At 69.5% G+C, this 19,143-nt stretch carries 19 protein-coding genes; 14 read left to right on the top strand and 5 right to left on the bottom strand.

Annotated elements, in window-relative coordinates; genetic code table 11:
• Positions 1-225 precede the first annotated feature (225 nt).
• Together ACSQ2B_RS14005 and ACSQ2B_RS14000 are read left to right on the top strand one after the other, a co-directional pair.
• The gene (locus ACSQ2B_RS14005) at positions 226-534 is read left to right on the top strand and encodes an SCP2 sterol-binding domain-containing protein (protein ID WP_436050698.1); all 309 of its coding nucleotides are present in this window, start codon (positions 226-228) and stop codon (positions 532-534) included.
• 9 nt (positions 535-543) lie between these two features.
• The gene (locus ACSQ2B_RS14000) at positions 544-2,136 is read left to right on the top strand and encodes an alpha/beta fold hydrolase (RefSeq protein ID WP_436050696.1); all 1,593 of its coding nucleotides are present in this window, start codon (positions 544-546) and stop codon (positions 2,134-2,136) included.
• A gap of 23 nt (positions 2,137-2,159) precedes the next feature.
• Here ACSQ2B_RS14000 and hisN read toward each other — a convergent pair whose 3' ends face one another.
• Together hisN and ACSQ2B_RS13990 are read right to left on the bottom strand one after the other, a co-directional pair.
• Complete coding sequence (gene hisN, locus ACSQ2B_RS13995) at positions 2,160-2,990, bottom strand: histidinol-phosphatase (protein WP_436050694.1); 831 nt, start codon at positions 2,988-2,990, stop codon at positions 2,160-2,162.
• A 61-nt stretch (positions 2,991-3,051) separates the two neighbouring features.
• A complete protein-coding gene (locus ACSQ2B_RS13990; protein WP_436050692.1) occupies positions 3,052-3,429 on the bottom strand; it encodes a helix-turn-helix domain-containing protein in 378 nt (125 codons plus the stop codon).
• A 147-nt stretch (positions 3,430-3,576) separates the two neighbouring features.
• On the opposite strand from ACSQ2B_RS13990, the gene ACSQ2B_RS13985 reads away from it, so the two are divergent.
• The 5 genes from ACSQ2B_RS13985 (at position 3,577) to ACSQ2B_RS13965 (ending at position 9,603) form a co-directional block, all read left to right on the top strand.
• On the top strand, positions 3,577-4,488 hold the full coding sequence (locus ACSQ2B_RS13985; RefSeq protein WP_436050691.1) for a lysophospholipid acyltransferase family protein: 912 nt from the start codon (positions 3,577-3,579) through the stop codon (positions 4,486-4,488).
• 153 nt (positions 4,489-4,641) lie between these two features.
• Positions 4,642-6,243: a calcium-binding protein gene (locus ACSQ2B_RS13980; RefSeq protein WP_436050690.1), complete on the top strand. Its 1,602-nt coding sequence runs from the start codon at positions 4,642-4,644 to the stop codon at positions 6,241-6,243.
• 226 nt (positions 6,244-6,469) lie between these two features.
• Positions 6,470-7,210, top strand: coding sequence for a response regulator (locus ACSQ2B_RS13975; protein WP_436050688.1), 741 nt, complete (start codon positions 6,470-6,472; stop codon positions 7,208-7,210).
• Entirely contained in the window at positions 7,207-9,141 is a 1,935-nt protein-coding gene (locus ACSQ2B_RS13970; RefSeq protein WP_436050687.1) for an ATP-binding protein, read from the top strand. Before ACSQ2B_RS13975 ends, ACSQ2B_RS13970 begins: the two co-directional genes overlap by 4 nt.
• A 108-nt stretch (positions 9,142-9,249) precedes the next feature.
• Positions 9,250-9,603, top strand: a complete 354-nt coding sequence (locus ACSQ2B_RS13965) for a DUF1428 domain-containing protein (protein WP_436050685.1) — start codon at positions 9,250-9,252, stop codon at positions 9,601-9,603.
• 28 nt (positions 9,604-9,631) lie between these two features.
• Here ACSQ2B_RS13965 and ACSQ2B_RS13960 read toward each other — a convergent pair whose 3' ends face one another.
• The 3 genes from ACSQ2B_RS13960 to gcrA form a co-directional block, all read right to left on the bottom strand.
• Positions 9,632-9,853, bottom strand: a complete 222-nt coding sequence (locus ACSQ2B_RS13960; RefSeq protein ID WP_436051035.1) for a DUF2093 domain-containing protein — start codon at positions 9,851-9,853, stop codon at positions 9,632-9,634.
• A 43-nt stretch (positions 9,854-9,896) separates the two neighbouring features.
• Complete coding sequence (gene xseA, locus ACSQ2B_RS13955) at positions 9,897-11,345, bottom strand: exodeoxyribonuclease VII large subunit (RefSeq protein WP_436050684.1); 1,449 nt, start codon at positions 11,343-11,345, stop codon at positions 9,897-9,899.
• A gap of 229 nt (positions 11,346-11,574) precedes the next feature.
• Positions 11,575-12,078: a cell cycle sigma 70 cofactor GcrA gene (gene gcrA, locus ACSQ2B_RS13950; protein WP_436050683.1), complete on the bottom strand. Its 504-nt coding sequence runs from the start codon at positions 12,076-12,078 to the stop codon at positions 11,575-11,577.
• Between the two features lie 225 nt (positions 12,079-12,303).
• Between gcrA and ACSQ2B_RS13945 the strand changes: the two genes are divergently transcribed.
• The 7 genes from ACSQ2B_RS13945 to ACSQ2B_RS13915 all read left to right on the top strand — a co-directional run bounded on the left by ACSQ2B_RS13945 (position 12,304) and on the right by ACSQ2B_RS13915 (position 19,057).
• Complete coding sequence (locus tag ACSQ2B_RS13945) at positions 12,304-13,119, top strand: ABC transporter permease (protein WP_436050682.1); 816 nt, start codon at positions 12,304-12,306, stop codon at positions 13,117-13,119.
• Between the two features lie 207 nt (positions 13,120-13,326).
• Positions 13,327-14,502: an aspartate aminotransferase family protein gene (locus ACSQ2B_RS13940; RefSeq protein ID WP_436051034.1), complete on the top strand. Its 1,176-nt coding sequence runs from the start codon at positions 13,327-13,329 to the stop codon at positions 14,500-14,502.
• Between the two features lie 139 nt (positions 14,503-14,641).
• Positions 14,642-15,574, top strand: coding sequence for an ornithine carbamoyltransferase (gene argF, locus ACSQ2B_RS13935; RefSeq protein ID WP_436050680.1), 933 nt, complete (start codon positions 14,642-14,644; stop codon positions 15,572-15,574).
• Between the two features lie 207 nt (positions 15,575-15,781).
• On the top strand, positions 15,782-16,705 hold the full coding sequence (locus tag ACSQ2B_RS13930) for an Hsp33 family molecular chaperone (protein WP_436050679.1): 924 nt from the start codon (positions 15,782-15,784) through the stop codon (positions 16,703-16,705).
• Between the two features lie 97 nt (positions 16,706-16,802).
• A complete protein-coding gene (locus ACSQ2B_RS13925) occupies positions 16,803-17,018 on the top strand; it encodes a hypothetical protein (protein ID WP_436050678.1) in 216 nt (71 codons plus the stop codon).
• 106 nt (positions 17,019-17,124) lie between these two features.
• Positions 17,125-17,607: a pyridoxamine 5'-phosphate oxidase family protein gene (locus ACSQ2B_RS13920; RefSeq protein ID WP_436050676.1), complete on the top strand. Its 483-nt coding sequence runs from the start codon at positions 17,125-17,127 to the stop codon at positions 17,605-17,607.
• 61 nt (positions 17,608-17,668) lie between these two features.
• Entirely contained in the window at positions 17,669-19,057 is a 1,389-nt protein-coding gene (locus ACSQ2B_RS13915; RefSeq protein ID WP_436050674.1) for a cytochrome P450, read from the top strand.
• Positions 19,058-19,143: the final 86 nt, after the last annotated feature.

The raw sequence follows: 19,143 nt of genomic DNA, 5'->3' as shown, positions 1-19,143 counted from the left end.
CCGGCGAGGTCCGCTCGCCGCCGGACGTCAGCCACCCCGAAGCGGACCCTGGATTGTCCGCTCCGGGCGTGGCGCTCGGGCGCCATCCATCCCCCTGCAATCCCTCCGAGGCTCGCCGCGGCAGCGACGCCATGACGCTGCGCGACGCAGGCGCAACTTGGGCCCGATGGTTTACTTAACTCGCGCGTGAGACGAAACTTTCCAGTGAGTCGGGGGCGCGGGGGCATGGCCACGTTGGACGAGATCACCGAGCGGATTCGCGGCGCGGTCGCCAGCGGTCCCGGCTTGGGCCAACGTCTGAAGTTCGACCTCAAGGGCGAAGGCTTCATCCATATCGACGGCCAAGCGGTCGCCAACGCCGACCTGCCGGCGGACCTGGTGATCACCATCAGCCGCAAGGACCTGGAAGCGCTGGGCCGGCGCGAGCTCGATCCGATGCGCGCGATCATGACTGGACGCATGAAACTGTCCGACATGGGGCTGGCGATGAAACTTCAGCCGGCGATTCAAACTCTGTTTGCCAAGACGGTGTAGGGAAGCGCCATGGCCGAGCTTGCGCCCCTTGTGACGACGCCCGACGCGCCGGCTCCGCCAGGCGGCGAAGCCGAGTGGTTCCGCGGCGCCGGCGGCGCCCAGCTGCGTGCGGCCCTGTTCGTCCCCGACGGCCGCGCGCGCGGCTCGATCATCCTCTCCGGCGGCCGCACCGAGTACATCGAAAAATACTACGAGCTGATCGGCGACTTCCTGGAGCGCGGCTTTGTCGTGCTGGCGCATGACTGGCGCGGCCAGGGACTGTCGGCGCGCGAGCTCTCCAATCGGCTGAAGGGCCACGCGCGGGGCGAGAAGGCCTTCCTGGAGGATTTTCAGGCCCTGCTGCGGACCTTCGAGGATCGGCTGCCGAAGCCCTGGGTGGCGGTGGGCCACTCGATGGGCGGCTGCCTGAACCTGCTGTCCATGGCGCATGGCGAGCGCCGCTTCGCCGGCGCCGTGCTGTCGGCGCCGATGCTGGGCGTCAACACCGGCAAGGTCTCGCCGAAGCGCGCGAAGCTTGCGGCCAGGACGCACTGCCTGTTCGGCCGCGCCGCGCGTTATGTGCAGGGCCAGCCCGGCGCCCCGTTCGACGACGACTTCGAAGCCAATGTCCTGACCCATGACCGTGCACGCTTCATGCGCAACGTCGGACTGATCGCCGCCGAGCCGAAGCTGGCTCTGGGCGGGCCGACCTGGGGCTGGCTGGATTTTGCGTTCCGGGCCACCGCGTACCTGGCCAGGCCCGATCGGCTGCGTGAAATCACCGTCCCGGTGATCATCGTCGCCGCCGAAGACGAACGACTGGTGGACAACGCCGCCCAGGCTGCGGCGGCGCGCCACCTCCCGCAGGGCAAGTTCATCCGAGCGCCCGGGGCCTACCACGAAATTCTGATGGAGACCGATCTGATGCGAAACATCTTCTTGCGGGCGTTCGACGCGCTCACCGGCCGGGTGGCGCCGAAGCCCGCCGAAGCGCCGAAGCGCGCCGCCGCGGCTGCGCCGGCCGCGTCTGCCGCGCCGACTCCTGCGCCGACGCCGGCCCCTGCGCCCGCGCCTGCGCCCACCCTCGCGGCCGCCGCTCCGGCCCCGGCCCCTGCGCCTGCGCCGGTCAAGGCCGTCGCCGAGCCTGTCGCCAAGAAGCCCGCGGCGAAGAAGCCCGCGGTGAAGGCGGTTGCGGCCAAGACCGCGACGCCCGCCAAGGCGGCGGCGAAACCTGCCAAGAAGCCCGCCGCGGCGAAGGCGGCGGCGGCTCCGAAGCCGGCCCCGGCCAAGCCGGCCGTCGCCAAGGCGCCGGCGGCGGTGAAGACCCCGGCGGCTGCGAAGAAGCCCGCGCCCAAGGCCGCGGCGGTCAAGACTGCGCCGAAGACTGCAGCCAAGCCGGCCACCAAGCCCGTGGCGGTCAAGGCTGTGAAGGCCAAGGCCGTGAAGGTCCCGGCTGGCGAGACCAAGGCGCCGGCGGCGAAGGCCGCAAAGGCCCCGGCCGCGGCGAAGAAGCCCGCCCCCGTGAAGGCGGCGGCGTCCAAGGCGCACGCGCCGAAGACCTCGGCCCCGAAGGCGGCTCCGAAGGCCGCCGGCAAGAAGCCGGTGGCGAAGAAGACCGTCTGATCCGGCGGGCTGCGGCCCGACGGCTATTTCGCCGAGCGTCGAAGGGCGACCAGCGCCTCCTCCAGGCAGGCGCGGTCGCCGGCGACGCAGACCTGTCCGCCATGCGCTCCCACCGGCTGGCCACGCCAGTCGGTGACCAGGCCGCCCGCCCCTTCGATCACCGGGATGGCGGCGTCGATGTCCCACGCCTTCAGGCTGGCTTCCACCACCAGGTCCATGGTGCCCGCGGCGACGCGGGCGAAGGCGTAGGCGTCGCAGCCCGTCCGCGCGATGCGGGCGGCGGCGCGCACCTGCGTCCAGGCGCCGACCTCGGGGCCGTCGAAAATGCCTTCGGGATCGGTGGTGGCGATCACCGCGTCGGTGAGCTGCGGACAGGGGCGGACCTTCAGCGGCGTCTCGCCCTGCGGGCTCATCAGCCGTGAGCCGCCCGCATGGCCCAGGTAGAGCTCGCCCAGGAAGGGCTGGGAGATCGATCCCAGCACCGGGCGGCCCTGATGCCGCAGGCCGATCAGGGTGCACCAGGTCGGCAGGCCGGCGACGAAGGCCCTGGTCCCATCCACCGGATCCAGCACCCAGACGAATTCCGCGTCGGGCCGGTCCTCGCCCAGCTCCTCGCCGATGACGCCGTGGTCCGGGAAGAATTGGGTGATCAGCTGGCGGATGATCCGCTCGGCGCCGACGTCGGCCTCGGTCACGGGATCGAAGCCGGCGCTTCCGCCCTTGTCCCGCAGCCCGTGGTCGGCCCGGAACAGCGGCAGGATGTGCGCCGCGCTGGCGCGGTTGAGCTCGACGAGGAAGGCTTCCAGGTCGGCCAAGCGGTCAGGGGGCAGGCGGTCAGGAGAAAGCGTCGTCATCCATTCGCTTTAGCCTGCCCGCCGCGCCGCGTCAGGCCCCCAAGGCCAGCCTGACCGCGGATCAGGCCTCGACGTCGCCGTTCAGGGACTTGGCCAGGTCGAGCAGCCTGCGCCGGGGGTGTTCGCTGAGGCTGTAGTAGGCGCGGATCAGGTCGCGCGTCTCCTTGCGGGTGAAGACCTCGCGTTGGGCTTCGCCGTCGCGGACGCGGGTCTCCCGCTGCGGCCCGAAGCCCTCGTAGAAATAGCTGACCGGCACGTCCAGCACCTGGGCCAGCTGCCACATCCGCGCCGCCGACATCCGGTTGGCGGCGCATTCGTACTTCTGGATCTGCTGGAAGCGCACGCCGCAAGCGCTGGCCAGTTGTTGCTGGGTCAGCCCCAACAGCCGCCGTCGCCGCCGCAGGCGTCTGCCGAGATGCTCGTCGATTTCGTCGCCCATGCCCCTCGCCCCGAAACACGCGTCACGTGATCTCGCGTCCCAGAGCGGGACGCTGCAGCTTGGCCGCCGCAAATCGCGCGCCAGGCGAGCGCCGGGTTCGCGCAAATCGGCCCTTGGCCGCCCATGGGGGGCCGCCTATCAGAGGGCATGTCTCAGGAGACGCCCTCGCGCGCGCAGGATCTGGTCTGGCGGTTGGAGGCGTTCGGCTTCGACCTCTTCGCGGGGCTGATGCGCCGGCTGCCCGTCGACTGGGTGTCCGATTTTGGCGCCTGGGCCATCGGCGGCCTGGGCCCGCTGACCAGCGCCAGCCGCACCGCCGAGCGCAACCTCAGGATCGCCTTCCCCGACGCGCCGGACGCGGAGATCGCGCGGCTGCTGAAAGCCCAGTGGCGCGAGGTCGGCCGCGTCTTCGCAGAGTTCCCGATTCTCGACCGGATCGTCGCCGATCGCTCGCGCGTGGAGGTGATCCACGCGGAGCGGCTGGCGGCGGTGGCCGAGGGCGCAGGCCCCGTGGTGTTCATCTCCGGCCATTTTTCCTGCTTCGAGATCATGGCCGCGGCCATCGTCCGGGCGGGCGTGCCCTGCCAGGTCACCTACCGCGCCGCCAACAATCCCTATTTCGATCGGCGGCTGCGCGAGAGCCGGGCGCGCTACGGCGTGCAGCTGTTCGCGCCCAAGGGCCTGGAGGGCGCGCGCGCAATGATGCGGGCCTTCGCCCGCGGCGAGTCCGCGGCGCTGATGAACGACCAGAAGTTCAACGGCGGCGTGGCCGCGCCCTTCTTCGGCGTCACCGCCCACACCGCGCCCGGGCCTTCGACCTTCGCGCTGAAGTTCGGCATCCCGCTGGCGCCGATGAGCGTGCAGCGGGTGAGGAAGGCGCGCTTCCGCGTCGTCGTCCATGAGCCGTTCATGCTGGCGGACACCGGCGACCGCGACGCCGACATCGCCGCCGGCGTGCGCCGCATCAACGCCTTCATGGAAGACCGGGTGCGCGAACGGCCGGAAGAATGGTTCTGGGTCCACAAGCGCTGGCCCAACGAGATGTATCGCAAGCGGTAGGGACGCCCTCCATCCCTTTAGCCCGCGCAAGGTCGCCGACGCGGCGGGACCAGAGAAACCTGACAGAAACACAGGCGACGTCGGCGCGATACGTTGGCTCGCCAAATAGCTCCTCGAACCCGCGGAACAGCCGCAAGGGAAAAGGAGACGACCATGGCGACTATCCACGGCACCAGCGACGCCGATCGACTGACCGGCACCAGCAACGACGACTACATCTACGGCGACGGCGGCGACGATACTCTGGGCGGCGGCAAGGGCGATGACTACTTCAATGGCGGCGCCGGGAACGACGTCATCTATGTCGCCTCCGACGAGACCGCGGACGGCGGCGCCGGCGCCGACATCCTCAAGGCCCAGGGCGAAGACATCCACCTGAACGGGGGCGCCGGCAACGACACCTACGTGCTGTTCCAGAAGCTCGACTACGGCTTCTGGGACGCGGTCACGGACGTCGTCCTCGACAGCCTCCAGTTCGGCGGACACGGCATCGGCTACGACGCCAGCGACTGGGAAGACTCGACGGTGACGATCCTCGAGAAGGCCGGCGAGGGCACGGACACCGTGGTCTTCGAGGGCGACAGCTTCACCCTGTCGGCGAACGTCGAGAATTTCGTCAGCGCTTCGATCGACAAGAACGGCGTGTGGGCCACGGGCAATGCGTCGAACAACCAGATCACAGGCGGCGTCGGCGCGGACTATCTCCAGGGCGGCGCGGGCCAAGACACGATCAACGGTGGCGCCGGCGTGGACCACCTCTGGGGGCAGGCCGGCGACGACGTGCTGGACGGCGGCGCGGGCCAGGACTTCCTGACGGGCGGCGCGGGCAACGACACCTTCATCGTGGACCAGTTTACAGACGTCGTCTTCGAGTCGGCGAACGAGGGCCGCGACCTGCTTCTGTCCAAGCTGAGCACCGCCACCCTGATGGCGAATGTCGAGGACCTGACCTTCATCGGGACCGGCAACTTCACCGGCAACGGCAACGGCGTGGCGAACGCGATCGTCGGCGGGGCGGGCAACGACAAGCTGAACGGTTTGGACGGGAACGACAGCCTCTACGGCGGGATCGGCAACGACACCCTGGACGGCGGCGCGGGCGACGACCTCGGCGCGGGCGGCGTCGGCGTGGACTACTTCTTCGGCCGCGAGGGGAACGACTACGGAACCGGCGGCGCGGGGACCGACTATCTGCTCGGCGGCGATGGCGCCGACACCCTGCACGGCGACGATGGCGACGACAGGCTGTGGGGCGACGTCGGCAGCGACGCGCTGTACGGCGACGCGGGCGCCGATGTGATGGCTGGCGGCGTGGGTCAGGACACCCTCTCGGGCGGCGTTGACGCTGACGTGCTGTACGGCGAGGCGGGCAACGACGTGCTCGATGGCGGCCTCGGCAGCGACACCCTGAGCGGCGGCGCCGGCCGTGACCAGCTCACCGGCGGCGCGGGCTTCGACCGGTTCGACTTCGACGCGATCGACGACTCGCTCACCCTCGTCGGCGACACCATCCTGGATTTCCAGAAGGGTATCGACCGGATCGACCTGTCGGGGATCGATGCAAAGACCTACGTCGGCGGCGACCAGGCGTTCACCTTCGTCGGCAGCGCATCGCTTGCCGGCGGGCGCCTCCAGACCATTGAGACCGGCGGCGGCACCTACGTAAACGCCGACGTGGACGGCAACGGGATCGCCGACTTCCAGGTGTTCGTGAAGGGGGTCACCGGCATGACGTCGGGCGACTTCATCCTCTAGGACCTGTCGGATCGGGGCTGCGCCCTCGATCGTCCGCGAAGCCGCCGTGACGCTCCATGCGTCGCGGCGGCTTTACGGCGTATCCAAGTCAAGACGTCGGCCGCGTGCTGTCCCGGACGCTGCGAAACACCGATGTGACTATTTCCGCCATGTCATCGCACGAGCTGTTTGCAATTGAGCCAGGAGACCGGCAAGGGAGACAGCTAGAGATTGCAGGGGGCGGCGCATGGATCAACCACGCATCATCGTCGTAGACGACGAAGCGGACCTCCGCCTCCTGATCGCGGACTATTTCGGGCGGCACGGCTTCTCGGTCCGCACGGCGGCGAGCGGCGCTGAATTAGACGCATGCTTGGCGGAGCAGGCGGCGGATCTGATCATGCTCGACGTCAACATGCCGGTGGAGGACGGCTTCAGCATCGCGCGCCGCATCCGCGCCCAGGACGATGTGCCGATCATCATGGTGACGTCGGAGACGGACATGGTCGATCGTGTCGTCTCGCTGGAATTCGGGGTCGACGACTATGTGACCAAGCCCTTCGACCTGCGGGAGCTGCGCGCGCGGGTGCGGAGCGTCCTGCGCCGGGCCGCCCGTCCGATCTCGGAGCGCCCGGCAGCCGTCGATGACGCCTCCAGCCGCCGGCAGGTTCCGTTCGGCGCGGTGGTGCTCGACATGGAGGCCTACTGCCTGATCGGGGAGGACGGCAGCACCCAGGCGCTGACCGCCATGGAATTCGCCCTGCTCGAAGTCTTCGCCGCCAACCCCAACCGGGTGCTGAGCCGGGACCGTCTGCTGGATCTCGCGCACAGCAGCAATCGCGATCCGTTCGACCGCAGCATCGACATCAGGGTCACCCGGCTGCGCAGGAAGATCGAGGTCGATCCCAGCAAGCCGGCTGTGATCAAGACTGTGCGCGGCGCCGGCTACATGTTCGTGCCCGTTTCCCGCAACGGCGTCGCCTCGTGACGTCGTGCGGGGCCGCCCCGCCGTCCCTGTCCGACGACGGCGAGGACGACAGGCTCGGCGGGATGCTGGAGGCCATTTCCGTTGGCGTGGCGCGCTTTGATCGCGCCCACAGACCTCTCTACGTCAATCGCGCCTACGGGGCGGCGGGCGCCGAGGAGGACCAGGCCCCCGAGGTCGTGCGCATCCATGGCGAGCGGGCGCTGGAGGGCCGGACATCGGCCTGGCGGGACTGGCTGGAGTGGCCGGGCGAGGCCGAGCCGCGCTTTGTCGAGGGTGTCTGCATTCCCCATGCCGGCGCCGGCGGCGGCGTCGAAGGTTACCGCCTGCTCATGCGCGACCTCACCGAGCTGAAGCGCACCGAACGACGCCTCGTCGAGCAGATGGCGGTGCTGGACATGAGCAAGGCGCTCGGCGCCGCCATGACGGCCTCGGCCCTGGATTGCGTCATCATGATCGACGAGGCCGGCTGCGTGGTGCAGTTCAATCCCGCCGCCGAACAGACCTTCGGTCATCGCCGCGCCGATGTGCTCGGCAAGCCGATCGGCGATGTCATCGTGCCGGACCATCTGCGCGCGCAACATGTGGCCGGCTTCGCCCGCTATCTGGCGACCGGCGAAGCGCGCACCCTCGGTCGTCGTGTCGAGATCGACGGCATGCGCGCCGACGGGGAGATCTTCCCGCTCGAGCTGACCATCACCGATGTGAGCCTGCCGGGCAGGCGGCTGTTCACCGCCTATCTACGCGACCTCAGCAAGGTCAAGGCCGACGCCGCCGAGATCGCGCGCAGCCGCGAGGCCTTGCACCAGAGCGAGAAAATGGCCGCCTTCGGCTCGTTGCTGGCCGGCGTCGCGCACGAGCTGAACAACCCCCTGTCCATTGTCATTGGCCACGCCCTGATGCTCGACGACGACGCGGTCGGCGTCGCGCCGGCGCTGGCGGAGCGGGCGACAAAGATCCGATCGGCGGCCGAACGCTGCGGGGGCATCGTGCGCACCTATCTCGCCATGGCGCGCCAGCGGCCGATCGCGCTTCGCCCGCTCGCGCTGCGGCCGCTGGTGACGGCCTCGATCGACCTGCTGGCCTATAACCTGCGCACCAGCGGCGTCACCGTGGAGGTGGCGATTGCGGAAGATCTGCCGTCCGCGGTCGGCGACGCCGATCAGCTGACGCAGGTGCTGGTCAATCTCCTGGTGAATTCCCAGCAGGCGCTCCAGGCCCGGCCGCTGCCGCGCCACATAAGCGTGGCCGCATCGGCCGACGGCGATGGGCTGCAGCTGTCGGTCACCGACAACGGCCCGGGCGTCCCCGCAGAAAATCGCAGCCGCGTGTTCGACCCGTTCTTCACCACCAAGCCGATGGGGCACGGCACAGGCATCGGCCTCGCTGTCTCGCGCGGCATCGTCGAGGCGCATGGCGGAACCCTGACGCTGGCCGTCGCCGAACAAGGCGGCGCCCGTTTTGAGGTGAGACTGCGGACAGCCGCGGCCGCCGAGGTCGCCGGCGCCCTTGCGCCGCTGCCGGACGAGCCCGCAGAATTCGCCGCGCCGTCCGGCGGCGTCCTGGCCCTGATCATCGACGACGAGCCGGAGGTCGCCGCCATCCTGGCGCAGATGGTCTCGGCCCTGGGGTTCCAGTGCGACGTCGCCGGCGGCGGCGATGAAGCCTGCGTCCTGCTGGAACGGCAGGACTACGATGTCATCCTCTGCGATCTGCACATGCCCGAACGGGACGGGTCGGCCCTGTTCGACTGGCTTCAGGATCGCAAGCGCCATCTCCACAGGCGCGTGGCCTTCATCACCGGGGACACGCTGGGCCCGGCGACCGGCAGGTTCCTGGCTCGGGCGGGTCGGCCGGTCCTGGAAAAGCCCTTCATGCCCGAGGAGGTCCGCCGGATCGTGCATGGGCTCTGCGCGCCGCAAAACCCCTTGTGAGCCGCAGGCGCGGAACCGGAGACTGCGGGGCGGGCGTTCTCGATGCGCTTGTCGGTATCGCGGCCCCGCCGACGTCCTAGGGGGCGATAGCAAGCTAGGGAGACCGCTATGTCCTATGTCGATGGCTTTGTGGTTCCGGTGAAGAAGGACCGGATCGAGGATTACCGACGGATCGCCCAGGAGTCGTCCGTCCTGTTCAAGGAGTACGGCGCGCTGGCGGTGGTCGAATGCGTCGCCGATGACGTGCCCTATGGCGAACTGACCTCGTTCCCGCGGGCGGTGCAGCTGGCGGACGACGAGATCGTGGTCTTTTCGTGGATCGTCTATCCGTCGCGCGAAGTGCGCGACGCGTCCAACAAGCGGATGATGGAAGACCCGCGGATGAAGGGCGCGATGGAGAACATGCCGGTCGACGGCAAGCGCATGATCTTCGGCGGCTTCAACACCATCGTCGACGCCTGATTGCGCGTGGGGAAGGCCGGGGCGGCGGTCAGGCCGCGCCGGTTTCCTTCCAGCGCTGGGTGGCCTCGGCGGGGCCGGCGTAGGCTTCCTGGCGCGAGGCGCTCCAGTAGCGCAGGGCCTCGAGCGGGATCTTCTTGCCGGTGACTGCGCAGAGCACGTAGCGCCCCGGCTTGAGCACGGCGAAATCGCCGTCGCCGTAGTGCAGCTTGGCGATGTCGGCGCCGGGGAAGTCGGGATCGTGGGCGTTCATGGGGCGCATATTTAGCGCGCCCCTCGTGCTCAGAACAGGGCGTTCAGAACAGGTCGCCTTGCGCAGGGGAGGGCGACTTGACGCGGGGCTTGGCCGGTTTCGCCGCCGCGGTGGTCGGGTCAGAGGCGCCGTCGACCACGGCCTGGCGGGTCACCTTGTCGCCGAACTTGATCTCGATGCTCTCGCCGCTGGCCAGCGAGGCGCCTTCGCGCACCAGCGAGCCGTCCTGGCGTGTCACCCGCGCAAAGCCGCGTTGCAGCGGCCGGTCGGGGTCGACCGAGACGTAGAGCTTGGCGAGCGACTCCAGCCGTTCGGAGAGGCGCTCGAGCTTGCGTACGGCCGCCGGTTTCAGGCGCTGAGCGACGGCGTCGAGCCTTTGCTTGTGCACCGTCTGCGGCCGTTGCAGCAGCAGCGGGGAGAGCCGGCTCGACACCCGCACCAGGTCGCGCTCGTGCAGGGCGACGTTGCGGGCGAGGCCGGCGGCCAGCTTGCCGGAGACGATGTCGAAGCGCTGCTCGGCCAGGCGCAGGAGATCGGGCGCCCGCTTCAGGGCGCGTTCGGCGGCGGCCACGCGGGCGCGGCGATCCTCGACGGTGCGGCCGCCGCAGCGGTGCAGGCGCGCGTCGAGGTCGGCGATGGCGGCCTTCAGCTCGGCCAGGACCGGGGTGGCCATCTCCGCCGCAGCCGTGGGGGTCGGGGCCCTGCGATCGGAGACGAAGTCGATCAGGGTGGTGTCGGTCTCGTGGCCGACGGCGCTGATCAGCGGGATGGTGCAGGCCGCGACGGTGCGGGCGAGGGCCTCGTCGTTGAACGGCCAGAGGTCCTCCACCGAACCGCCGCCGCGCGCGACGATCAGCACGTCGGGCCGGGCGATGGGCCCCGCCGGATCCAGGGCGCAGAAGCCGCGGATGGCGGCGGAGACCTGGGCGGCGGCGGCGTCGCCCTGCACCACCACCGGCCAGACGATCACGTGGCAGGGCCAGCGGTCGCGGATGCGGTGCAGGATGTCGCGGATCACCGCGCCGGTCGGGCTGGTGATGACGCCCACCACCCGCGGCATGGCGGGGATGGCGTGCTTACGGGCGGGCTCGAACAGGCCCTCGCCGGCGAGCCGGACCTTCAGCCGTTCGAGCTGGGCCAGAAGCGCGCCGACGCCGGCGGCCTCCATGGTCTCGATGACGATCTGGTAGCGCGAGCCTGCGGGATAGGAGGTGATCTTGCCGGTGACGATCACTTCCAGCCCCTGTTCGGGCCTGACCGAAAGCCCCCGCACGCTGCCCTTCCAGACCACCCCGTCGATCGCCGCGCGCTCGTCCTTGAGCGTCAGGTAGACGTGGCCGTTGGAGTGGTTCGTGACCTTCGAGAGCTCGCCGCGCAGACGGACGAAGCCATAGGCGTCCTCCAGCGTCCGCTTCAGTGCGAACGCCAGCTCCGAGACGGAATAGGGCCGCGCGTTGCCGCTCGATTCGGTCTCTGGGGCGGTGTCGCTCATGGGCGGAACGTAGCGGCTCGGCGCCGGAAACCCAATGGGCGGGGGAGGGCGATCGGCCACGCCGTGTTCATGGATCCCGGACAGCCGCTACGCGGCTTCCGGTTGGGCGCTGAAGCTTTGATCTGAAACGAGAAAGGGCGCCTCCCCCTCGCCGTGACCGGCCAGAAGGGACGCGCCCCCATCCCCAACGGATACTGTACGCCCGCTCTCCTCGCGGAACCCGAAAACTCTAGATGTAGCGGCGCAGGCTGCGGGCGAGCTCGGTGGCGCCCGCCTTTTTCTTGGTCTGCGCCGGCTGGTAGGCGACCTGATTGTGTTCGTGGCAGTAGGGGCCTTCGCCGGAGCGGCGGCCGCAGAAGGTGAAGCTGTCCAGGGACGGATCGCCGATCGGCCACTTGCACATGTGCGCCCCGAGCGTGAGCACCGTGGCCATGCCGGGCGCCTCGTCCACATAGCGGACGGGCGAGGGCTGCGGCGCAAGCGCCGTCGTCGGCTCGGCGATGCGGCGCGGCGCGGAAGGCGCAGCCGCCACCGGGCGCGCCGGACGCGGCGCCTTGAAGACGGTGCGCGCCGGCTTCGACGGCGCGGCCCGGCCGGACAGGCCCAGGCGGTGAACTTTTCCGATGACCGCGTTGCGGGTCACGCCCCCAAGTTGCTTCGCGATCTGGCTGGCGGACAGGCCGTCCTGCCAGAGCTTCTTGAGCAATTCGACCCGCTCGTCCGTCCAGCCCATTTCAGCCTCCCGTTCCGCGCGGCCGCGCCCCCGCGACCAAATAAGATTCAACATCTTGTGGCGTCTGGAACTCTCCTGCCCCAGTGACCACCATCAGTAGTAAACAACTCCTTAAGAGCCACAATAGGCGCCCCCCGGGTTCTCCACAGGAACTAGATGTTGCGTCAGCTCGTCGCAGTCTGCGCCGCACTTGCGGCACGCCAAGCGCCAGCGCACATGGGGGGGATGAAGGATATGGTCGTCGAAACCGCCATCCCGCCGGCGCCGCGGGAATACCCCGGCTTCAACTGGGAGGGGTTCAAGACCCTCTATCTCCGGGAGATCCGTCGGTTCCTGAAGGTGGGGGCGCAAACCCTCGCCGCGCCGGTGGTGACGGCCCTGCTCTATATGATGGTCTTCGTGGTGGCGGCGCAGGGCGCGGCGCCCATTCACGGCCTGCCCTACGGCGCCTTCGTCGCGCCGGGCCTGATCATGATGCAGGTGCTGAACAACGCCTTCGCCAACTCCTCATCCTCCCTGCTGCAGTCGAAGATGAACGGGCTGATGGGGGACTTCGTGACCCCGCCGCTCAGCCCGCTGGAGCTGGCCGCGGGTTTCGCACTGGGGGCGGCGACCCGCGGCCTGCTGGTCGGGGCGGTGACCCTGCTGGCGGTGCTGCCGTTCGCCGGAATCGGCGTCGCCCACCTCTGGGCGATCGCCTATTTCGGGGTCGGGGCGGCGCTGATCCTGGGCTTCCTCGGCATCATGGCCGGGCTGTGGGCGGAGAAGTTCGACCACATGGCGGCGGTGACCAATTTCGTGGTCATGCCAATGACCTTCCTGTCCGGCACCTTCTATCTGGTGGAGCGACTGCCCGAGCCGTTCCGCAGCTTCAGCAAGGCGAACCCCTTCTTCTATCTGATCGACGGCTTCCGCTACGGCTTCATCGGCCATGCGGAAGGCTCGCTGGCGATCGGCGCTGCGATGACGGCGGCGCTGACCCTGGCGCTCGGCGGGATCTGCTACGGAATGTTCAGGACCGGCTACAAGATCAAGACGTGAGGGTTTTCTGTCCGCCCGGGCGCCCGGCGCAGATGACACCTTTGCGAAATCTCGGCCAAACCATTGACATCCCGGTGTTCGACGCGGAAAAGGCCAGGCCTTCCAGTCCTCGTCGCACAACGGCGGGGACGCTTCCGTTTTGGAGGGCCCTCCGTGACCGATAAGACCGCGAGCCAAGCCGCCGCGCCCGTCCCCAGCGACCACATCATGGGCGTCTATTCGCGCGCCCCGCTGGCGTTCGAGCGAGGCGAAGGTTCGCGCCTCTATACGGCGGACGGCGAGGCCTATCTCGACTGCATGGCGGGCATCGCGGTGAACGCGCTCGGCCACGCCAACCCGGTCCTGGTGGACGCGCTGAAGGCCCAGGCCGAGAAGCTCTGGCACGTCTCCAACATCTTCAAGATCCCGGGCCAGGAAGCGCTCGCCGACCGGCTGACCAGCATCAGCTTCGCCGACGTGGTCTTCTTCACCAATTCCGGGACCGAGGCGATCGAGTGCGCGATCAAGACTGCGCGCAAGCACCACTGGGCCAATGGCCAGCCCGAGCGGATCGACATCATCGGCTTCGAGGGCTCGTTCCACGGCCGGACCATCGCGGCGGTCAACGCCTCGGGCAACCCCAGCTACCTGGAGGGCTTCGGCCCGCCGCTGCCGGGCTTCGTCCACCTGCCGTTCGGCGACGTCGAGCTGATCCGCAAGGCGATCGGCCCGACCACCGCGGCCATCGTCGTCGAACCCGTGCAGGGCGAGGGCGGGGCTCGCGCCTGGACGGAGGCGGCGTTGTGCGAGATCCGCCAGCTCTGCGACGAGACCGGCGTCCTGCTGATCTACGACGAGATCCAGTGCGGCCTGGGCCGCACCGGCAAGCTCTTCGCCTACGAGTGGGCCGAGGACGCCGCGCCCGACATCATGGCGCTGGCCAAGGCGCTCGGCGGCGGTTTCCCGGTCGGCGCCTGCCTGGCCACCGTCGACGCCGCCAAGGGCATGACCGTCGGCTCCCACGGCTCGACCTATGGCGGCAACCCGCTCGCCATGGCCGTGGGCCTGGCCGCCGTCGACGAGCTGATCAAGCCGGCGCTGATGGATCATGTGAACGAGCTGGCCGGCTACCTGAACCAGCAGCTCACCGGCCTGCGGGAGCGCTTCCCCGACGTCGTGGTGGACATCCGCGGCAAGGGCCTGCTGATCGGGATCAAGCTGGCGACCCCGAACCGCGAGTTCATGCAGCACGCCCGCGACGAGCATCTGCTGATCGCCGGCGGCGGCGACAACTGCGTGCGCCTGCTGCCGCCCCTCGTGCTGACCCAGGCGGAGGCGCGCGAGGCGATCGAGAAGCTCGAGCGCGCCTGCGAGCGCGCCCGGACCCAGGCCAAGGCCGCCTAACATTTTCCGCTCATCCCGCCCCGGACTTGATCCGGGGCGGGACCCAAGCTGAAGCTCAGAAGGGATCCCCACCGCTCCGGCCAATCTCAAGGGCCGCTTGGGTCCCGGCTCTCGCCGGGATGAGCGGGGATTTAATGGCATGACCCAACCCAGACATTTCATCGACCTCTGGAAGCTCGAGGGGAGCGACCTGCGCGCGATCCTCGAGGACGCCAAGGCGCGCAAGGCCGCACGGCTCGGCTGGCCCAAGGGGCAGGTCGATCCCGACGCGCCGGGCGCCGGGCGCACCCTGGCGATGATCTTCGAGAAGAACTCGACCCGCACCCGCTTCTCGTTCGACGCCGCCATGCGGCAGTTGGGCGGGGACGTGATCATCTCCAACGCCCACGAGATGCAGCTGGGCCGCGGCGAGCCGATCGAGGACACCGCGCGCGTGCTGTCGCGCATGGTCGACGGGATCATGATCCGCGCCAACGACCACGAGGACGTCGAGCGCCTGGCGATGGCCTCGAGCGTGCCGGTGATCAACGGCCTGTCGGACAGGGGCCACCCCTGCCAGATCATGGCCGACATCCTGACCATCGAGGAGCATCGCGGCCGGGTGGAGGGCAAGACCCTGGCCTGGGTGGGCGACGGCAACAACGTCTGCGCCAGCTTCATCCACGCCGCCCCGAAGCTCGGCTTCAAGCTGAAGATCGCCTGCCCGTCGATCTACCACCCGGACCTGGTCGACCTCGCCCGCGCCGCCGAGCAGCAGGGGCATGTGCTGACCACCGAGGACCCGCACGAGGCGGTCCGCGGCGCCGACGTGGTGATGACCGACACCTGGGTCTCGATGGGCGACACCGACCACGACGAGCGGCTGGACGCCCTGGAGCCCTACCAGGTGGACGGCGGCCTGATGGATCTCGCCGCGCCCAACGCCGTCTTCCTGCACTGCCTGCCGGCCCACCGCGGCGAGGAGGTGACCGACGAGGTGATCGACGGGCCGCAGAGCGTGATCTGGGACGAGGCCGAGAACCGCCTGCACGCCCAGAAGTCGATCCTCGCCTGGTGCTTCGGCAAGATCTGAGGCTCACCCCCCGCTGTCATCCCGGAAAGCCGCGCAGCGGCTCGTCCGGGACCCATGCGCACTGAGTCTTCGATTAGCCGAAGCGGCGCCACAGCGTCTTTCCCGCGACGCCGTGTTCATGGGTCCCGGTCTTCCGCTTCGCGAAAACCGGGATGACACTGAGGGGGCTTGAGTCGCCACGCTCGAAAATCTCGCCGCCGGACCTATATGCCGCCCATGCCTGATGTTTCTCCCATTCCTGACGACCTGGTCGGCGCCTTTCAGATCGAGGGCGAGCCCGTGCGCGGCCGCATCGCCCGCCTCGGCCCCTCCATCGACGAAATCCTGCGCGCCCACGCCTATCCCGAGGCGGTGGCGAACCTGCTGGGCGAGGCCTGCGCGCTCGCCGCCCTGGTGGGCTCCAACCTGAAGTTCGACGGCCGGCTGATCGTGCAGGCCCAGGGCAAGGGGCCGGTGCGGTATGTGGTCGCAGACTACGACACCAGCGGCGGCCTGCGCGGCTACTGCCGGTTCGACGAGGACCAGGTGGCCGCGGTGTCCGAAGGCTTCGTGCGGCCCGGCGCCCGCAGCCTGCTGGGGGACGGCGTCTTCATCATGACCGTGGACCAGGGCGCGGACATGGACCGCTACCAGGGCGTCACCGCGATCGAGGGCGAGACCCTGGCGCTGTGCGCCGAACAGTATTTCGCCCAGTCCGAGCAGACGCCGACGCGCGTCCGGCTGGCGGTCGGCCAGGTCGAGGGCCCGAAGGGGCGTCAGGACTGGCGGGCAGGGGGCGTCCTGCTCCAGAACATCGCCGAGGACGAGGCGCGCGGCCCGACGGCGGAGGCCTGGTCTCGCACCCAGATCCTGTTCGAGACCCTCGGCGAGGACGAGCTGGTGGACCCGGAGCTGCCCTCGCACACCCTGCTTTGGCGGCTGTTCCACGAGGACGGGGTGCGGGTGTTCGGCTCCCACCCGCTGCGCGCCTTCTGCCGTTGCAGCCAGGAGCGGATCGAGACCGTGCTGCGCTCCTTCGACGCCGGCGAGCGGGCGGACATGGTCGAGGACGACGGCAAGATCCGCGTGACCTGCGAATACTGCTCGCGAGTCTACGCCGTGGCGCCCACGGACCTGGACACGGCGGCGTGAAGGCTGCGGCCGGGATCCGCCGCAATCGCGCCACAAGAATCTCCGAGCCCTTAAGGCGGGCGTGACGCGAGCGTCCCCAGCCAGCGAGGAAAAGCCCATGACCGAGGTGACCTACGTCTCCTACGTGCCGAAGGGAAAGCGGGCGAAGCTGCGCCAGGTGCTTGAGAGCGAAGACACCGGCTCGGTCCGGTGGTCGGAGAAGAAGAAGCTGTTCGGCAGCGAGTTCTATTTCTCCGGGCCGACCCAGCTGGTGCGCAGGACGCACGCCTATATCACGGCCTGGCTCGCCGCCGACGACATGGGCCTGAAGTAGGCCCGCCTCCCGCCTCCTGATCGACGGAACCGCCGGCGGCGCCGCGCGCTCACGCTTGAAAGCGGCGCGCCGAGGTGGCGAGCGTCCGAGACATGAGGTGGAGGAAATGATCCATGCCGACCCGCAGGACCTGCTGGCGCGGTTCTGGCGCGACCTGTCCGACCTTAAGACCGGGATGCTCGGCCTGGCGACCGAGCATGAGGGCCACGCCCAGCCGATGACCGCCCACTTCGAGGGCCAGCACGGTCCTCTGTGGTTCTACGCTCACAGGCAAAGCCGTATCGCGCTCGCCGCCGAGCAGAGCCACGCGGCCGTCTTCCACTACACAGGCCGCACGCACGACCTCTACGCCTGCGTCCACGGCGAAGTCGTGATGACCGACGACGCGGCGGCCATCACCCGCTTCTGGAGCGACGAGGTGGCGCGCTGGTATCCGCTGGGCCGCAACGATCCCGACCTGGCGCTGCTCCGCTTCACCCCGACCAGCGCCGCGATCTGGCTGCCGAGCGACGGCGCCCAGCCGCGGCTGTTCGGCATCGGCCCGCCTCGCGAGCCGCCGCGGGACATCCACGCCGAGGTGAGGTTGTAGCCGGGGTTGGTTCTGGGACGACGGAAGCCTAGGGTTTAGGACCTCTGAGCTCGAGCCTGCCATGAGCCAACCGCGCTTCCGTCCAGCCGCGCCGTTCCGGCCCACCACGCCCCCGCGCCTGTGGCGCAGGCTCAGCGGCGAGCTCGCCACCAACTGGGTGGCGGGCTGGCCGAGGGCGGCCTTCCGCGAGCGCTACATGTTCGCCCGGGTGATCACCGTGCGGAACCACATCATCAACGACCCCGACGCCGTGGGCCATGTGCTGCTGGACAACGCCGCCAACTACGAGAAGCCGGCGCTGATCAAGCGGATCCTGGCGCCGGCCGTCGGCTGGAACCTGCTGGTGGCGGACGGCGATATCTGGCGCGAGCAGCGCCGGCTGATGGCGCCGGTGTTCACGCCTGCGGCGGTGGAATCCTTCACCCAGATCTTCCGCGACGTCGCCCTCGAGCAGACCGACCGCTGGGCGCGCGAGACCCCGAACCGGATCGACGTGGCGGAGGCTGCGACCCACGCCACCTTCGAGGTGATGAGCCGCTCGCTGTTCTCGGGCGATGCGGTGCTGACGTCCGAGGCGGCCTCCGGCCACATCACCGCGACCCTCGCCTCGGCCGGCAAATACAGCGTCGTCAGGCTGCTTGGCCTGCCCTGGCTGGACCAGTCGCGGATCCGCCGCGACGGCCTGGCCGGCTCGGCCTTCCTGCGCGCCAAGCTGACCGAGTTCATCCGACGCCGGCAGGCCAACCCCGCGCCGCCGAAGGACTTCATGACCCGGCTGCTCGACGCCTTCGCCGAGACCCATCCGCCGGAAGAGGCCGCCGAACTCGCCCTCGGCAACGGCATCCTGTTCTTCGTCGCCGGCCACGAGACCACCGCCAACGCCCTGACCTGGGCCCTCTACCTGATGGGCGGCGATCCCGAGGTGCAGGAGCGGGCGGCGGCCGAGGCGATCGCCGCCATCGAGGCCGGCGGCTCGCCGATGCAGGTGGCCGGCCGGCTGCCCTATCTCCGCCAGGTGCTGGACGAGACCATGCGGCTCTATCCGCCGGCGACGCGGATGGACCGCTCGCCGATCACCGACGACGTGCTCTGCGGCCGGCCCGTGCTGAAGGGCGACATGGTCACCATCTGGCCCTGGCTGCTGCACCGGCACGAGGCGCTGTGGGACGAGCCGGACCTGTTCGATCCGGAGAACTTCTCGGCCGAGGCCAAGGCGAAGCACCATCGCTTCCAGTACATCCCCTTCGGCGCCGGCCCGCGGATCTGCATCGGCCAGGCCTTCGCCATCAACGAGGCGCTGCTGATCCTCGCCGAATGGTTGTCGCGCTATCGCTTCCGGCTGGACCCGACCCATGAGGTGGCGCCGACGGCGGCGGTGACGCTGCGGCCCAAGGGCGGCATGCCGATGTTCCTGGAGCGCCGCGCGCAGGCGGGGCAGCGGGCGGCCTAGGTGCAAACCGCCCGCGCGGCCCAGGCGGCGCGGCGGCGATCCTTTTCGTCGCCGGCGGACACTGTTAGCTGCGACGCTCACCGAGG

The sequence above is a fragment of the Phenylobacterium sp. LjRoot225 genome (assembly GCF_964252855.1).
GTDB lineage: Bacteria > Pseudomonadota > Alphaproteobacteria > Caulobacterales > Caulobacteraceae > Phenylobacterium.
The sequence above is the reverse complement of the archived record's forward strand: the minus strand, read 5'-3'. Positions and strand labels throughout refer to the sequence as shown.

Bases quoted from the DNA above. Each gene is read 5' to 3' on its own strand.
- ACSQ2B_RS13960 (WP_436051035.1), bottom strand. From the start codon at position 9,853: ATGAACGCCCACGATCCCGACTTCCCCGGCGCCGACATCGCCAAGCTG.
- ACSQ2B_RS13990 (WP_436050692.1), bottom strand. From the start codon at position 3,429: ATGGGCGACGAAATCGACGAGCATCTCGGCAGACGCCTGCGGCGGCGA.
- ACSQ2B_RS13915 (WP_436050674.1), top strand. From the start codon at position 17,669: ATGAGCCAACCGCGCTTCCGTCCAGCCGCGCCGTTCCGGCCCACCACG.
- ACSQ2B_RS13980 (WP_436050690.1), top strand. From the start codon at position 4,642: ATGGCGACTATCCACGGCACCAGCGACGCCGATCGACTGACCGGCACC.
- hisN (WP_436050694.1), bottom strand. From the start codon at position 2,990: ATGACGACGCTTTCTCCTGACCGCCTGCCCCCTGACCGCTTGGCCGAC.
- ACSQ2B_RS13985 (WP_436050691.1), top strand. From the start codon at position 3,577: ATGTCTCAGGAGACGCCCTCGCGCGCGCAGGATCTGGTCTGGCGGTTG.
- ACSQ2B_RS13965 (WP_436050685.1), top strand. From the start codon at position 9,250: ATGTCCTATGTCGATGGCTTTGTGGTTCCGGTGAAGAAGGACCGGATC.
- ACSQ2B_RS14005 (WP_436050698.1), top strand. From the start codon at position 226: ATGGCCACGTTGGACGAGATCACCGAGCGGATTCGCGGCGCGGTCGCC.
- ACSQ2B_RS14000 (WP_436050696.1), top strand. From the start codon at position 544: ATGGCCGAGCTTGCGCCCCTTGTGACGACGCCCGACGCGCCGGCTCCG.
- ACSQ2B_RS13920 (WP_436050676.1), top strand. From the start codon at position 17,125: ATGATCCATGCCGACCCGCAGGACCTGCTGGCGCGGTTCTGGCGCGAC.
- ACSQ2B_RS13925 (WP_436050678.1), top strand. From the start codon at position 16,803: ATGACCGAGGTGACCTACGTCTCCTACGTGCCGAAGGGAAAGCGGGCG.
- ACSQ2B_RS13945 (WP_436050682.1), top strand. From the start codon at position 12,304: ATGAAGGATATGGTCGTCGAAACCGCCATCCCGCCGGCGCCGCGGGAA.
- xseA (WP_436050684.1), bottom strand. From the start codon at position 11,345: ATGAGCGACACCGCCCCAGAGACCGAATCGAGCGGCAACGCGCGGCCC.
- ACSQ2B_RS13975 (WP_436050688.1), top strand. From the start codon at position 6,470: ATGGATCAACCACGCATCATCGTCGTAGACGACGAAGCGGACCTCCGC.
- ACSQ2B_RS13940 (WP_436051034.1), top strand. From the start codon at position 13,327: ATGGGCGTCTATTCGCGCGCCCCGCTGGCGTTCGAGCGAGGCGAAGGT.
- gcrA (WP_436050683.1), bottom strand. From the start codon at position 12,078: ATGGGCTGGACGGACGAGCGGGTCGAATTGCTCAAGAAGCTCTGGCAG.
- ACSQ2B_RS13930 (WP_436050679.1), top strand. From the start codon at position 15,782: ATGCCGCCCATGCCTGATGTTTCTCCCATTCCTGACGACCTGGTCGGC.
- argF (WP_436050680.1), top strand. From the start codon at position 14,642: ATGACCCAACCCAGACATTTCATCGACCTCTGGAAGCTCGAGGGGAGC.